At 64.3% G+C, this 14395-nt stretch carries 13 protein-coding genes; 9 read left to right on the top strand and 4 right to left on the bottom strand.

Annotated elements, in window-relative coordinates:
* Positions 1–37: 37 nt before the first annotated feature.
* Positions 38–2206: a mechanosensitive ion channel domain-containing protein gene (locus V9K84_RS02090; RefSeq protein ID WP_054914665.1), complete on the top strand. Its 2169-nt coding sequence runs from the start codon at positions 38–40 to the stop codon at positions 2204–2206.
* Here the strand turns inward: V9K84_RS02090 and V9K84_RS02085 are convergent.
* A complete protein-coding gene (locus tag V9K84_RS02085) occupies positions 2203–2916 on the bottom strand; it encodes a UTRA domain-containing protein (protein WP_043859984.1) in 714 nt (237 codons plus the stop codon). The two genes, V9K84_RS02090 and V9K84_RS02085, sit on opposite strands and share 4 nt — an antisense overlap.
* Positions 2917–3262: 346 nt before the next feature.
* Between V9K84_RS02085 and V9K84_RS02080 the strand changes: the two genes are divergently transcribed.
* The 6 genes from V9K84_RS02080 (at position 3263) to V9K84_RS02055 (ending at position 8505) form a co-directional block, all read left to right on the top strand.
* Positions 3263–4327, top strand: a complete 1065-nt coding sequence (locus V9K84_RS02080) for an ABC transporter substrate-binding protein (RefSeq protein WP_043859983.1) — start codon at positions 3263–3265, stop codon at positions 4325–4327.
* 79 nt (positions 4328–4406) lie between these two features.
* Complete coding sequence (locus V9K84_RS02075; protein WP_088514011.1) at positions 4407–5213, top strand: alkaline phosphatase family protein; 807 nt, start codon at positions 4407–4409, stop codon at positions 5211–5213.
* Positions 5210–6052 (top strand): ABC transporter permease subunit, encoded by an 843-nt coding sequence (locus V9K84_RS02070; RefSeq protein ID WP_088514012.1) that lies wholly within the window; start codon positions 5210–5212, stop codon positions 6050–6052. The genes V9K84_RS02075 and V9K84_RS02070 overlap by 4 nt, the downstream gene beginning before the upstream one ends.
* Entirely contained in the window at positions 6039–6836 is a 798-nt protein-coding gene (locus tag V9K84_RS02065) for an ABC transporter permease (protein ID WP_054914667.1), read from the top strand. The genes V9K84_RS02070 and V9K84_RS02065 overlap by 14 nt, the downstream gene beginning before the upstream one ends.
* A 1-nt stretch (position 6837) precedes the next feature.
* Positions 6838–7827 (top strand): ABC transporter ATP-binding protein, encoded by a 990-nt coding sequence (locus V9K84_RS02060; protein WP_043859980.1) that lies wholly within the window; start codon positions 6838–6840, stop codon positions 7825–7827.
* Positions 7828–7851: 24 nt separating this feature from the next.
* Entirely contained in the window at positions 7852–8505 is a 654-nt protein-coding gene (locus V9K84_RS02055) for an HAD family hydrolase (protein WP_078479783.1), read from the top strand.
* Between the two features lie 59 nt (positions 8506–8564).
* On the opposite strand, the gene V9K84_RS02050 is transcribed toward V9K84_RS02055, so the two are convergent.
* On the bottom strand, positions 8565–9527 hold the full coding sequence (locus tag V9K84_RS02050; RefSeq protein WP_043859978.1) for an NAD(P)H-quinone oxidoreductase: 963 nt from the start codon (positions 9525–9527) through the stop codon (positions 8565–8567).
* 139 nt (positions 9528–9666) lie between these two features.
* Between V9K84_RS02050 and V9K84_RS02045 the strand changes: the two genes are divergently transcribed.
* Complete coding sequence (locus V9K84_RS02045; protein ID WP_167400229.1) at positions 9667–11748, top strand: carboxy terminal-processing peptidase; 2082 nt, start codon at positions 9667–9669, stop codon at positions 11746–11748.
* Between the two features lie 123 nt (positions 11749–11871).
* Positions 11872–13647 carry a GGDEF domain-containing protein gene (locus tag V9K84_RS02040; RefSeq protein ID WP_088514013.1) on the top strand — a complete coding sequence of 592 codons (1776 nt, stop codon included), beginning with the start codon at positions 11872–11874 and terminating at the stop codon, positions 13645–13647.
* On the opposite strand, the gene V9K84_RS02035 is transcribed toward V9K84_RS02040, so the two are convergent.
* Together V9K84_RS02035 and V9K84_RS02030 are read right to left on the bottom strand one after the other, a co-directional pair.
* On the bottom strand, positions 13629–13997 hold the full coding sequence (locus V9K84_RS02035; protein WP_043859975.1) for a hypothetical protein: 369 nt from the start codon (positions 13995–13997) through the stop codon (positions 13629–13631). The genes V9K84_RS02040 and V9K84_RS02035 overlap by 19 nt on opposite strands.
* Positions 13994–14341 carry a helix-turn-helix transcriptional regulator gene (locus tag V9K84_RS02030; RefSeq protein WP_088514014.1) on the bottom strand — a complete coding sequence of 116 codons (348 nt, stop codon included), beginning with the start codon at positions 14339–14341 and terminating at the stop codon, positions 13994–13996. The genes V9K84_RS02035 and V9K84_RS02030 overlap by 4 nt, the downstream gene beginning before the upstream one ends.
* Between the last annotated feature and the right edge of the window lie 54 nt (positions 14342–14395).

The following is a 14395-nucleotide window of genomic DNA, read 5'->3' as shown; positions in this document are numbered from 1 at the left end:
ACACTCGGGCGATTGAGTGTTCGAGGTTGATCGTCCGGTGCCTGCCTTCCTGCGTTTCCTGTCCCTGCTGCTGATTCTGTTCCTGCCCCTGGGCCACGCACACGCGGCCGGCCTTCCGGGCCTGCTTGGCGGTTCGAGCAAACCCCAGCCCGAGGCGACTGAACCCCTCGCGCAATCGCTCGACGATGTCATCAAGAACCTCGAGAACGACCAGCAACGCAGCAAGCTGCTGGCCGACCTGAAGAAGCTGCGCGACGCCACCAGGCAAGCCCAGCCCAGTGCCGAGCAAGGTGTGCTGGGCCTGATCGGCACCACCTTCAACGAACTGGAAAAGCAGTTCAGCGGCGAGGCCAGCCCGTTCAACCGCTGGAGCCGCGAACTGGAACTGGCCCAGATCGAGCTCAGTGCGCGGGTGGTGCCGGTGCATGAATGGCCGACGATCCTGTTCGGTTTCGCCGCCATCATCGCGCTCTGGAGCCTGCTGGCCTACGCGCTGAACTGGGTCAGCCACCAGGTACGCCTGCGCTTCGGCCTCACCGAAGAGCTGCCGCAACACCCGCGCACCTGGGACCTGGTGCGCTTCGCCCTGCGCAAGCTCGGGCCTTGGCTGGTGGCGCTGATCATCACCGTGTACCTGAGCTTTGCCCTGCCCTCTTCGCTGGGCAAGTCGATGGCCATGGTACTGGCCTACGCCCTGGTGGTCGGCACCTGCTTCTCGGCCATCTGCGTGATCGCCTTCTCGCTGCTCGATGGCCCGCACCGCCACCGCGCCCTGTACATCCTGCGCCACCGCGCGTTCCGTCCGCTGTGGCTGATCGGCAGCTTTGCCGCCTTCGGCGAGGCGATGAACGACCCACGCATGGCCGCCGCCCTGGGCGACCACCTGGCGCACACCCTGGCGACCCTGGCCAACATTCTGGCGGCGCTGTCCACCGGGCTGTTCATCCTGCGCTTTCGCCGCCCAATCGCGCACCTCATTCGCAACCAGCCGCTGTCTCGGCGCCTGACGCGCCGCGCCCTGAGCGACACCATCGAGATCCTCGGCACCTTCTGGTACCTGCCGGCCCTGGTGCTGGTGGGCATTTCGCTGTTCGCCACGTTCGTGTCCGCCGGCGACACCAGCACGGCCCTGCGCCAGTCGCTGATGTGCACGGTGCTGGTGGTGATGTGCATGGTGGTCAACGGCCTGGTGCGCCGCCATGCGCTCAAGCCGCAGCGGGCCAACCGGCGCCAGGCGGTCTACGCCGAACGCCTCAAGAGCTTTGGCTACACCCTGGTGCACCTGCTCATCTGGCTGGTGTTCATCGAGCTGGGCCTGCGTGTATGGGGCTTCTCGCTGATCGGTTTCACCGAGGGCGAAGGCCACGAGGTGGCGGTGCGCGTGTTCGGCCTGGCCGGTACGCTGATCGCCGCCTGGCTGGTGTGGATCCTCAGCGACACCGCCGTGCACCACGCACTGACCCGCTCGCGCAAGGGCCTGGCCAATGCCCGTGCGCAAACCATGATGCCGCTGATCCGCAACGTGCTGTTCGTGGCCATCTTCATCATCGCGGTGATAGTGGCCCTGGCCAACATGGGCATGAACGTCACGCCGCTGCTGGCCGGTGCCGGTGTGATCGGCCTGGCCATCGGCTTTGGTGCGCAATCGCTGGTAGCCGACCTGATCACCGGCCTGTTCATCATCATCGAGGACTCCCTGGCCATCGATGATTATGTGGATGTAGGCGGCCACCTGGGAACCGTCGAAGGCCTGACCATCCGTACCGTGCGCCTGCGCGACATCGACGGCATCGTGCACACCATCCCGTTCAGCGAGATCAAGAGCATCAAGAACTACTCGCGCGAATTCGGCTACGCGATCTTCCGCATCGCCATCCCCTACAACATGAGCATCGACAAGGCCATCGGCCTGGTTCGCGACGTGGGCCAGAAGATGCGCAGCGATCCGCTGCAACGGCGCAATATCTGGTCGCCGCTGGAGTTCCAGGGGGTGGAGAGCTTCGAGTCCGGCTCGGCGGTGCTGCGCGCGCGCTTCAAGACCGCGCCGATCAAGCAATGGGAGGTGTCGCGGGCATTCAACCTGGCGCTCAAGCGCCAGCTCGACGAAGCCGGGCTGGACCTGGCTACCCCGCGTCTTTCGGTGCAGGTGGTGACCGCCGGCGGTGGCCCCGCCCAGGACACCGCCCCCGCCGACAGCAACGCCTAGCCCGCCTCGGCCACGATGCGAATCGCATCGTGGCGCCAGTACTCCAGGTCGCAGTCGATCAGCCGCCCGTGCTGGTCGCTGTTGACTCGGGTGATATGCAGGCCGGCACTGCCGGCCGATACCTTCAGCGCCATCGCCGCCGCTACCGGCAACGCGGTGGGCAGCGTCTCGAAACGCACCCGGCCATAGGCGATGCCGTAGTGCAGCGCGTACAGCTCGGTCAGCGACTGGCTCAGGTCGAAATCCAGAATCCCGGCAAAGTACTCGGGGTTGAGGTAGTGCTCGGCATAGAGCACCGCGCGCCCATCGATACGCCGCAGGCGGCAGATCTGGATCACGCTGGACAGCGCCGGCAATTGCAGGCGCGCACAGATCGCCGCCGGCGCCGGCTGCAGGCGGGCCGACAACAGTTCGGTAGCCGGCTGTCGGCCCTGGTCGCGCACCATGGCGTGGAAGTGGCTGCGCTCGATCAGGTCATAGCTCAGGCGCTGGGGCGCCACGAACCAGCCACGGCGTTCCTCGCGGTAGATCAGCCCGCAGGCCTCCAGTTGCACCAGCGCCTCGCGCAGGGTGATGCGCGTGGTATCGAACACCTCGCTGAGCTTGCGTTCGGCCGGCAACTTGCAGCCGGGCGCCAGCAGGCCATGCTCGATCTGCTCTTGCAGGGCATTGCATATGGCTGTTACTGCACGCGTGGGCAGTCGATGCATCAAGGGTTACCTATCTGGACTAGTCCAGCCTGGTGCGTGTGCCAGAACGGCGCAGCGACGATGGCCGGGCGGAGTAACCAAAGCCTAGGCAATCCACATGAACGGCACATGACAGTGCGCCGGACGGTCACGCACAGGCCCGGTCGAGCGCGGTCAAGGCGTTGCGGATCAAGCACTTGAAACTGGTCTACGCTCTATTTTCAGGGCCGCTGCACACACCTGGCGCGGCGCCTTCGACATCAAACTGTCATGCAACCGGCCTACCTTGGCTCGGGTATTGCTGACCTAGACCAACCGAATCGAAACCCTCTCAGCGTTTTGCACGGCACCCATCAAGGAGCTTCGGATGAAACAGCTTTTTCTGGCCTCACTGTTAGGCACCAGTATTGCCCTGTGCACCTCGGCCATGGCCGCGGACACCGACCTCAAGGCCCTCGAGGACGCCGCCCGCAAGGAAGGCGTCGTCAACAGCGTCGGCATGCCCGATGCCTGGGCCAACTGGAAGGGCACCTGGGCGGACCTGGCGAGCAAGTACGGCCTCAAGCACATGGACACCGACATGAGCTCGGCCCAGGAAGTGGCCAAGTTCGATGCCGAGAAAGACAACGCCAGCGCCGATATCGGCGACGTCGGCGCCGCCTTCGGCCCCATTGCGCTGGCCAAGGGCGTGACCCAGCCGTACAAGCCCAGCACCTGGGAGCAGATACCGACCTGGGCCAAGGACCAGGACGGACACTGGGCACTGGCCTATACCGGCACCATCGCCTTCATCATCAACAAGCAGCTGGTCAAGGAAGAAGACATTCCCAAGACCTGGCACGACCTGGAAAAGGGCAAGTACAAGGTCGCCATCGGTGACGTCGGCACCGCTGCCCAGGCGGCCAACGGCGTATTGGCTGCAGCCATTGCCTACAAGGGCGACGAGTCCAACATCGAGCCGGGCCTGCAACTGTTCACCAAGCTGGCCCAGCAGAAGCGCCTGTCGCTGGCCAACCCGACCATCCAGACCCTTGAGAAGGGCGAGATCGAGGTCGGCGTGGTGTGGGACTTCAACGGCCTGAGCTACCGCGAGCAGATCGACCCGAAACGCTTCGAGGTGCTGATCCCGTCCGACGGCTCGGTGATGTCCGGCTACACCACCATCATCAACAAGTACGCCAAGCACCCGAACGCCGCCAAGCTGACCCGTGAATACATCTTCAGCGATGCCGGGCAGACCAACCTGGCCATCGGCCATGCGCGGCCGATTCGTGCCGAGCACCTGAAGCTGCCGGCGGACGTGCAGGCCAAGCTGCTGCCCAACGAGCAGTACGCGCCGGCGCAGCCGATCAAGGATGCAGCGGCATGGGAAGCCACCTCCAAGGCCCTGCCGCAGAAGTGGCAGGAGCAGGTCATCATCGAGATGGAGTGAAACCATCGCGGGTCAGGCCTGCTCCCACAAGGAGCGGGCCTGACCTGCGATGTGGTCATCGCTGTCACCGGAGCCACCCATGAACCACAACGTCATCCTCGTCATCCTCGACGGCCTCAACCACCAGGTGGCCCACCACGCCATGGGCCACCTGCATGCCTATGTAGAAGCAGACCGCGCCGCCCTGTACCGCCTGGAATGCGAACTGCCGGCACTGTCGCGACCACTCTACGAATGCATCCTCACCGGTGTGCCGCCGATCGACAGCGGCATCGTGCACAACAACGTCACGCGCCTGTCCACCCAACGCAGCATTTTCCACTACGCCCGCGACGCCGGGCTGAGCACCGCCGCCGCGGCCTACCACTGGGTCAGCGAGCTGTACAACCGCTCCCCCTTCGAACCGCTGCGTGACCGCCACACCCATGCGCTGAAACTGCCGATCCAGCATGGCCTGTTCTACTACGCCGACCACTACCCCGACTCGCACCTGTTCGCCGACGCCGAGTACCTGCGGCGCAAGCACGCACCGAACTTCCTGCTGGTGCATCCGATGAACATCGACGATGCCGGGCACAAGCATGGCCTGGACAGCAGCCAGTACCGCAACAGCGCACGCAGCGCCGATATCCTGCTGGCCGACTACCTCAGCACCTGGCTGCAGGACGGCTACCAGGTGCTGATCACCGCCGACCACGGCATGAACAACGACCGCTCGCACAACGGCGTGTTGCCCGAGGAGCGCGAAGTGCCGCTGTTCGTGTTCGGCGACCGGTTCAGCCTCGACCCGGCCGCCAAGCCCCTGCAGACCGAACTGTGCGGCACCGTATGCGAACTGCTCGGCATCCCCCACGACAAGCCGGTATGCCGGGAGTTGCTCTCGTGAACTCGATCACCCGTGGCAAATGGCTGGCGCTGTTGTGCCTGCTGCCCTTCGCGGTATTTTTCATCATCTTCCAGATCGCCCCGCTGACCTGGGTGGCCGTGCACAGCCTGCAGGCCGAAAGCGGCTGGGGCCTGGACAATTTCAGCAAGGTGCTGGGCTCGAAGTTCTACCGCCAGGCCATCCAGCACAGCCTGGAGATCAGCTTCTGGTCGAGTCTGTTCGGCATCCTGATCGCCATCCTGGGCAGCTATTCGCTGCGCAAGGTGGACTCGCGCCTGCGCGACTTCGTCAACGCCTTCGCCAACATGACCAGCAACTTCTCCGGCGTGCCGCTGGCCTTCGCCTTCATCATCCTGCTCGGCTTCAACGGCGCGCTGACCCTGCTGCTCAAGCAGGCCGGGATCATCGAGGACTTCAACCTCTACTCCAAGACCGGGCTGATCATCCTCTATACCTACTTCCAGATCCCGCTGGGCGTACTGCTGCTGTACCCGGCGTTCGACGCCCTGCGCGAAGACTGGCGCGAATCGGCCGCCCTGCTGGGCGCCAGCGCCTGGGATTACTGGCGCCTGATCGGCCTGCCGGTGCTGACCCCGGCGCTGCTGGGCACCTTCGTGATCCTGCTGGCCAACGCACTGGGCGCCTACGCCACGGTGTACGCACTGACCACCGGCAACTTCAACGTGCTGCCGATCCGCATCGCCGCGCTGGTGTCCGGCGACATCTCGCTGGACCCGAACCTGGCCAGCGCGCTGGCGATGATCCTGGTGGGGCTGATGACCCTGGTCACGCTGGTGCACCAGTGGCTGTTGAAGAGGAGCTACCATGTCTCGCGCTGAATCGGGCCCGGCCGGGCTCTACCACCGCGTGGTGGTGTACGTACTGTTCGTGATCCTGCTGCTGCCGCTGGCCGGCACCCTGCTCTACTCGTTGTCCACCAGCTGGTCGGCCAGCCTGCTGCCCAGCGGGCTGACCTTCAAGTGGTACCTGGCGCTGTGGAGCGAGCCGCGTTTTCTGGCCGCCTTCGGCCAGTCGCTGCTGGTGTGCGTGGGCGCGCTGGTACTGTCGGTGCTGCTGATCCTGCCGCTGCTGTTCGTGGTGCACTACCACTTCCCCAGGCTCGACGCACTGATGAACATCCTCATCCTGCTGCCCTTCGCGGTGCCGCCGGTGGTGTCGTCGGTGGGGCTGCTGCAGCTGTATGGCTCGGGGCCGATGGCGATGGTCGGCACGCCGTGGATTTTGATCGGCTGCTATTTCACCGTGGCCCTGCCCTTCATGTACCGCGCCATCACCAACAACCTGCAGGCGATCAACCTGCGCGACCTGATGGATGCCGCCCAGTTGCTGGGGGCCAACACCTGGCAGGCCGCGTTTCTGGTGGTGCTGCCCAACCTGCGCAAGGGCCTGATGGTGGCGCTGCTGCTGTCGTTCTCGTTCCTGTTCGGCGAGTTCGTGTTTGCCAACCTGCTGGTGGGCACCCGCTACGAGACGCTGCAGGTGTACCTGAACAACATGCGCAACAGCAGCGGGCACTTCAACAGCGCGCTGGTGATTTCCTATTTCCTCTTCGTGCTGGTGCTGACCTGGGCAGCCAACCGCCTGAACAAGGACAAGACCTGAAATGAGCTTCGTCAGCATCCAGAACCTGCAAAAAAGCTACGGCGCCAGCGCGGTGTTCAACGACATCAACTGCGAGATCGGCCGCGGTGAGTTCGTCACCCTGCTCGGCCCCTCCGGCTGCGGCAAGTCCACCCTGCTGCGCTGCATCGCCGGCCTGACCGCTGTAGACAGCGGCAGGATCCTGCTCGACGGGCAGGACCTGGTACCGCAGAGCCCGCAAAAGCGCGGCATCGGCATGGTGTTCCAGAGCTACGCACTGTTCCCCAACATGAGCGTGGAACAGAACGTCGCCTTCGGCCTGCGCATGCAGAAGATCAAGGGCCAAGACAGCCGCCCACGGGTACTCGAGGCGCTGCGCATGGTCGAGTTGCAGGACTTTGCCAGCCGCTACCCGCATCAGCTCTCCGGCGGCCAGTGCCAGCGCGTGGCCCTGGCCCGCTCGCTGGTGACCCGTCCGCGCCTGTTGCTGCTGGACGAGCCGCTGTCGGCGCTGGATGCACGCATCCGCAAGCACCTGCGCGAACAGATCCGCCAGATCCAGCGCGAGCTGGGCCTGACCACCATCTTCGTCACCCATGACCAGGAAGAGGCGCTGACCATGTCCGACCGCATCTTCCTGATGAACCAGGGCCGCATCGTGCAGAGCGGCGATGCCGAATCGCTGTACACCGCGCCCGTGGATGCCTTCGCGGCCGGCTTCATCGGCAACTACAACCTGCTCGATGCCCAGAGTGCCAGCCGCCTGCTGCAACGTACGGTGAACAGCCGCCTGGCAATCCGCCCCGAAGCCATCGCGTTGAGCCTGGAAGGCGAACGCGAAGGCCTGGTGCGCAGTCACAGCCTGCTGGGCAACGTGATCCGCTACCGCATCGAAGCGCGTGGTGTGGAGCTGGTGGTGGATGTGCTCAATCGTTCAGCCGCCGATCTGCATGCGGACGGCGAGCGGGTATCCTTGTCCATCGATCCCACCGCCCTCTGCGAAGTTGCCTGAGGGCCGAACAGGAGTTTTGTTGTTATGGCTTTAGCGATTTTCGATCTGGATGAAACCCTGATCCACGGCGACTGCGCCTCGCTGTGGAGCGAGCAGATGGTGCGCCTGGGCTGGGTGGACGGTGAGTCGTTCCTGCGCAGGGACCGTGAGCTGATGGAGGCCTACGGCAAGGGGCACCTGGCGATGGAAGACTACATGGCGTTCAGCCTGGAGCCGCTGATCGGGCGCACACCAGAGGAAGTCGATCATCTGGTCGAGCCGTGGGTGGAAGACTTCATCGAGCCGATCATCTTCAGTGAGGCCACCCGCACCATTGCCGAGCACCGCAAGGCGGGGGATCGAATTCTGGTGATCTCGGCCTCGGGTGTGCATCTGGTGGGACCGATTGCCTCGCGCCTGGGGATCGACGAGTACCTGGGCATCGAGCTGGAAGTGGAAAAAGGGTTCTACACCGGCAAGACCGTGGGCACCCTGACCTACCGCGAAGGCAAGATCACCCGCTTGCTGGAGTGGCTGGACCAGCAGGAAGAGAACCTGGAAGGCGCAAGCTTCTATTCCGATTCGCGCAATGACCTGCCGTTGCTGCTGAAGGTTGACCACCCGTATGTGGTGAACCCGGACCCGGTGCTGCGCGAGCATGCCGAGAAGAATGGCTGGCCGATTCTGGCCTGGGCCTGAAAAAAGTTCGCCGGCAAGGTCGGCTCCTGCAGGAGTCGGCCTTGCCGGCGAACAGGGCCCTATACCAGGCTGTCGTCGATCACCAGCACCAACTTGCCCGATACCTGGTTGCCCGCCAGTTCGGCATACGCCGCCTCGGCGTCCTTCACCGCATAGCTGCCTACCAGTTGCGGCTTCAAGCGCCCTTCGGCGAACAGCGGCCACACCTGTTGGCCCAGGTCACTGAGCAGGTCGGCCTTGAACTGGTCATCGCGATTGCGCAGGGTCGAGCCGGTCACCTGCACCCGCTTGGCCAGTACCTGGGCCAGGTCCAGCTCGGCCTTGCGCCCGCCCATCAGGCCGATGATCACCCAGCGCCCGTCACGGGCCAGCAGCTTGAGGTTGAGCGCCGCATAGTTGGCCCCCACCGGGTCCAGGATCACATCGAACGGGGCGAAGTCGTTCAGCGCCTCTATATCGTCACCGCGCACCACGCCACCGCTGGCGCCCAGCGCCTGACAATAGGCCAGCCGCTCGGCCGAGCCCACGCTGACCCAGCTGGGGCTGCCGAACGCCTTGCACAGCTGGATGGCCGCCGACCCCACGCCGCTGGCGCCGGCATGCAGCAACACCTTCTCGCCCGGCTTGAGGCCGCCCAGCTGGAACAGGTTGAGCCAGGCCGTGGCGTATACCTCCGGGATCGCAGCCGCCTGCTGCAGGCTCAGGCCCTCGGGCACCGGCAGCACGTGGCGCGCGTCGACCACCACCTCTTCGGCCATGCCGCCACCGGCCAGCAGTGCGCATACCCGGTCGCCCACCTGCCAGGACACCCCGGCTCCCACTTCGCTGATCACCCCGGCACATTCCAGGCCCAGGAACTCGCTGGCGCCCGGTGGCGGCGGGTACAATCCGGCACGCTGCAACAGGTCGGCGCGATTGAGCCCGGCCGCTGCCACGCGGATGCGTACTTGACCTACATCGCAAGTTGGACTTGTCGTCTCAACCCACTCCACATGTCCGTCAACGCCTTGCAATGCCTTCACAGTGCCTCCATAGTTGAGTCATGACTGAGCCTGGCTGCCTTGGCACCAGGCTTTTTGCATTATGCGTCCGGCTCCATGGAACCGGCGAATTCAAAGACGGCCTAATATGCGTGATCAATTGCCCCTACGTCGAATCAGCATGAAGCATCTCCTGCCCAGCACTGCCCTCGCCCTGATGATCGGCCTTGGCAGCTTGCCGCTGGCCGGCGCCGCTTCGGCCGCCAACAGTTGGGACAAGTTGCAACCAGACCGCGATGAAGTGGTCGCCAGCCTGAACGTGGTCGAGTTGCTCAAGCGCCACCACTACAGCAAGCCGCCACTCAATGATGCGCGCTCGGTCATCATCTACGACAGTTACATCAAACTGCTCGATCCCTCGCGCAGTTACTTCATGGCCAGCGATATTGCCGAGTTCGACAAGTGGAAGACGCAGTTCGACGACTTCCTCAAGAGCGGCAACCTGGACCCGGGCTTCACCATCTACAAACGTTATCTGGATCGCGTGAAATCGCGCCTGGATTTCGCCCTGGCCGAGCTGAACAAGGGCGTCGACAAGATCGACTTCACCACCCAGGAAACCCTGCTGGTCGACCGCAAGGACGCTCCGTGGCTGCAGAACCAGGCCGAGCTCGACGACCTGTGGCGCAAACGCGTCAAGGACGAGGTGCTGCGCCTGAAGATCGCCGGCAAGGAACCCAAGGCCATCCAGGAACTGCTGACCAAGCGCTACAAGAACCAGCTCGCGCGCCTGGACCAGACCCGCGCCGAAGATATCTTCCAGGCCTACATCAACACCTTCGCCCAGTCGTACGACCCGCACACCAACTACCTGTCGCCGGACAACGCCGAGAACTTCGACATCAACATGAGCCTGTCGCTCGAAGGCATCGGCGCGGTGCTGCAAAGCGACAACGACCAGGTCAAGATCGTGCGCCTGGTGCCGGCTGGCCCTGCCGCCAAGACCAAGCAGGTGGCCCCGGCCGACAAGATCATCGGCGTGGCCCAGGGCGACAAGGAAATGGTCGACGTGATCGGCTGGCGCCTGGACGAAGTGGTCAAGCTGATCCGCGGCCCGAAGGGCTCCGTGGTGCGCCTGGAGGTCATCCCGGCCAGCAACGCGCCTAACGACCAGACCAGCAAGATCGTCTCGATCACCCGCGAAGCGGTCAAGCTCGAAGAACAGGCCGCCAAGAAGTCGGTGCTCAAGCTCAAGCAGGACGGACGCGACTACAAGCTGGGCATCATCGAGATCCCGGCCTTCTACCTCGACTTCAAGGCGTTCCGCGCCGGGGATCCGGAGTACAAGTCCACCACCCGTGACGTGAAGAAACTGCTCACCGAACTGCAGAAGGAAAAGGTCGACGGCGTGGTCATCGACCTGCGCAACAACGGCGGCGGCTCCCTGCAGGAAGCCACCGAGCTGACCAGCCTGTTCATCGACAAGGGCCCCACCGTGCTGGTACGCAACGCCGACGGCCGTGTCGACGTGCTCGAAGACGAAAACACCGGTGCCTTCTACAAGGGCCCGCTGGCGCTGCTGGTCAATCGCCTGTCGGCCTCGGCCTCGGAGATTTTCGCCGGCGCCATGCAGGACTACCACCGTGCCCTGATCATCGGTGGCCAGACCTTCGGCAAAGGCACCGTGCAGACCATCCAGCCGCTCAACCACGGCGAGCTCAAGCTGACCCTGGCCAAGTTCTACCGGGTTTCCGGGCAGAGCACCCAGCACCAGGGCGTGTTGCCGGACATCGACTACCCGTCGATCATCGACACCAAGGAGATCGGCGAGAGCGCCCTGCCCGAAGCCATGCCGTGGGACACCATCCGCCCGGCCATCAAGCCGGCCGTCGACCCGTTCAAGCCGTTCCTTGCGCAACTCAAGGCACGCCACGAAAACCGCAGCGCCAAGGACCCGGAGTTCGTCTACATTCGCGATCGCCTGGCCCTGACCCAGCAGTTGATGAACGAGAAGACCGTCAGCCTCAACGAGGTGGAACGCCGCGCTCGCCATGCCGACATCGAAGGCAAGCAGCTGGCGCTGGAAAACATCCGGCGCAAGGCCAAGGGCGAAGAGCCGCTCAAGGAACTGAAGAAGGAAGACGAAGACGCCCTGCCGGTCGAGCCGGATGACACCAAGCCGGAAGATGACGCGTACCTCGCCGAAACCGGGCGCATCCTGCTGGACTACCTGGGGCTGAATTCCTCGGTGGCCAAGCACTGAAACGATAATGGCAAAATAATGTGACGGTGCCCTTTTCGGGTCATCAAACAGTCATCATTCTGTCGTGAAATAAGGGACTGGGCGCCGATGGCCCCAGTCCCTTTTTTTCAAGGTAGCCCTGCCATGACCGTGACCGAACAGCTCAGCGCGTTGAGCTCCATCCTGGCTCAAAGCGGCTTGCACAGCCTGTTCCAACCCATCGTCTGCCTGTCCGAGCGACGCATCCTCGGTTATGAAGCCCTCAGCCGCGGCCCGTCCAACAGCCCGCTGCACTCCCCCATCAACCTGTTCGCCGTGGCCCGCCATGCCGGCCGCCTGACCGAACTGGAGGTGGCCTGCCGCGAAAGCGCGTGCCGGCGTTTCAGCCAGCAGCAACTGGAAGGCAAGCTGTTCCTCAACGTGTCGCCCGAGTCGTTGCTCGAGCCGCAATACCAGTCCGGGCGCACGCTCAAGCTGCTGCAGAGCCTGGGCATCCCACCCAGCCGGGTGGTCATCGAGTTGACCGAACAAACCCCCACCGACGACTTCCAGCTGCTGTTCAACGCCCTGCACCACTACCGCGACATGGGCTTTTCGATCGCCCTGGACGACCTGGGCGCCGGCTATTCCAGCCTGCGCCTGTGGTCGGAACTGCGCCCGGACTACGTCAAGATCGACCGGCATTTCATCGACGGCATTCACCAGGATGCGGTCAAGCGCGAGTTCGTCGGCTCGATCCTGCAGATCGCCAAGGCGTCGCGGGCCAAGGTGATTGCCGAGGGCATCGAGCTGGCCGAGGAGCTGGCGGTGCTCACCGAGATGGGGGTCGACCTGGTACAGGGCTACCTGCTGTGCCGGCCGCAGGAGCAACCGCCCCGCGACGCTACCGCCATGCTGCCGTCAGCGACGCACAGTGGCGCGGTGGTGCTGGGTGAGGACGGCCGCGATCTGAGCGCGCTGCTCAACGAGCAACCGGCCGTGAGCGGTGATACGGCGACCCTGGAGGTACTGGCGCTGTTTCGCCGCCAGGCCAACCTCAACTCGCTGGCTGTTCTCGACCATGCCCAGCGCCCCTGCGGCATCGTGCACCGCCATTCGCTGTCCGACGCGCTGCTCAAACCGTTCGCCACCGACCTGTATGCGCGCAAGCCGATCAGCCGGCTGATGAACGAGGACTTTCTGGCGGTGGAGCTCAACCAGTCGCTGCAGAAGGTCAGCCGCCTGCTGACCAGTCGCGCGCGCCAGCGCATCGAGGAAGACTTCATCATTACCCAGAACGGTCGCTACCTGGGCCTGGGGCGGGTGATCGACGTGCTCAAGCTGATCACCGAACAGAAGCTGCAGCAGGCCCGCTATGCCAACCCGCTGACTCTGTTGCCGGGCAACGTGCCGATCCAGCAATGCCTGACCCGCTTGCTGCAGCAACAGCGCGAGGCGGCGATCTGTTATGTGGACATCGACAGCTTCAAGCCCTTCAACGACATCTATGGCTATGCCAAGGGCGACGAAGTGCTGTTGAGCCTGGCCCAGTGCCTGAGCGAACGGGTCGACCCCAGCCGGGACTTCGTCGGCCATATCGGTGGCGACGACTTCATGCTGGTACTGGGTTCGAAGGAATGGGAGCAGCGCCTGAACGTGCTGCTGGACGACTTTCAGAATGCCTGTCGGCGCTTCTACCGCACCGAGCACCTGGAGGCCGGGTGCTTCATCGCGCACAACCGCCTGGGCCAGCGCCAGGAATTCCCGTTGCTGTCACTCTCGATCGGTGTGGTGCAACTGCATGCGCATACCTGCGCGCAACTGGATGCCGGCCAACTGGCCGACCTCGCCTCCCAGGCCAAGCACCATGCCAAGGATGTGCCCGGGCACAGCCTGTACCTGATCGATACGGCGCTGGCGCCTCAGGCCTGTTCGGGATAGCTGTACTCGAACACCCGTACCACTTCCGAGGCATGCCAGGATGCTGCGGCCATGCCGTCCGATGGCCCGGAAAACCGCCCCAGGCGCTCGACGCATTCGAAAAAGCCGGTACGTGGCAATCGGCTGGCCCCCTGGCTGATCACCAGCGAGCTGCGCAGTGGCTGCTCGGCGCGTGCATCGATCACCGCCAGGTACTCAAGCGCGGCGGTCAGGGTCTGCATCGCCGGGCTTGGCAGCTCCAGGCGTTCGAGCAAGGCGCGGTAGGTCAGCAGGTGGCGTTGCCGGCGTGCCACGTCCAGCTCGCCCAGCAGCCCCTCCCATTGCTGACGGCTGATCCGCACGCCGCTCACGACGGCTCGCTCCAGCCTGCCACGCCCAGCTCCCAGGCCAGGCTGCGGCGAATCGCGGCATCCGGATCGCGCTCACCGCTTTCAATCAGCGCCAGGTACACCGGACTGATGCCCACCTTGCGCGCCAGCTGCTCGGCAGCCAGGCCCTTGGCCTCACGCAAGGCGGCCAGCTCGCTCAATGTGGGCAGGCTGGCCGGCGTGGGTGCAGCGGCGCTGGCGTTGACGCCTGCCGGCTGCGCCGTGGCGGCCGGTTGACCTGCCGCCTTCAACAACGCTTGATAGTGCTCCCAGGGCACGATCGCGTACTCGGGTTGACCGTCTCGGCTGATAACCTGAATACCCATTACAACCCCCTTGTAAGAACCTGCGCATGTAATCGCTCGGTATAGCGCTTATGC

The organism is Pseudomonas sp. AE27 (assembly GCF_037113495.1).
GTDB classification, from domain to species: domain Bacteria; phylum Pseudomonadota; class Gammaproteobacteria; order Pseudomonadales; family Pseudomonadaceae; genus Aquipseudomonas; species Aquipseudomonas palmensis.
This window is presented reverse-complemented; position numbering and strand designations above follow the sequence as displayed.

What these genes read in the sequence shown, in the direction of transcription:
- V9K84_RS02030 (WP_088514014.1), bottom strand. Translation starts at nt 14,341, where the DNA reads ATGGGTATTCAGGTTATCAGCCGAGACGGTCAACCCGAGTACGCGATC.
- V9K84_RS02065 (WP_054914667.1), top strand. Translation starts at nt 6,039, where the DNA reads ATGTCTCGCGCTGAATCGGGCCCGGCCGGGCTCTACCACCGCGTGGTG.
- V9K84_RS02045 (WP_167400229.1), top strand. Translation starts at nt 9,667, where the DNA reads ATGAAGCATCTCCTGCCCAGCACTGCCCTCGCCCTGATGATCGGCCTT.
- V9K84_RS02060 (WP_043859980.1), top strand. Translation starts at nt 6,838, where the DNA reads ATGAGCTTCGTCAGCATCCAGAACCTGCAAAAAAGCTACGGCGCCAGC.
- V9K84_RS02085 (WP_043859984.1), bottom strand. Translation starts at nt 2,916, where the DNA reads ATGCATCGACTGCCCACGCGTGCAGTAACAGCCATATGCAATGCCCTG.
- V9K84_RS02040 (WP_088514013.1), top strand. Translation starts at nt 11,872, where the DNA reads ATGACCGTGACCGAACAGCTCAGCGCGTTGAGCTCCATCCTGGCTCAA.
- V9K84_RS02055 (WP_078479783.1), top strand. Translation starts at nt 7,852, where the DNA reads ATGGCTTTAGCGATTTTCGATCTGGATGAAACCCTGATCCACGGCGAC.
- V9K84_RS02080 (WP_043859983.1), top strand. Translation starts at nt 3,263, where the DNA reads ATGAAACAGCTTTTTCTGGCCTCACTGTTAGGCACCAGTATTGCCCTG.
- V9K84_RS02075 (WP_088514011.1), top strand. Translation starts at nt 4,407, where the DNA reads ATGAACCACAACGTCATCCTCGTCATCCTCGACGGCCTCAACCACCAG.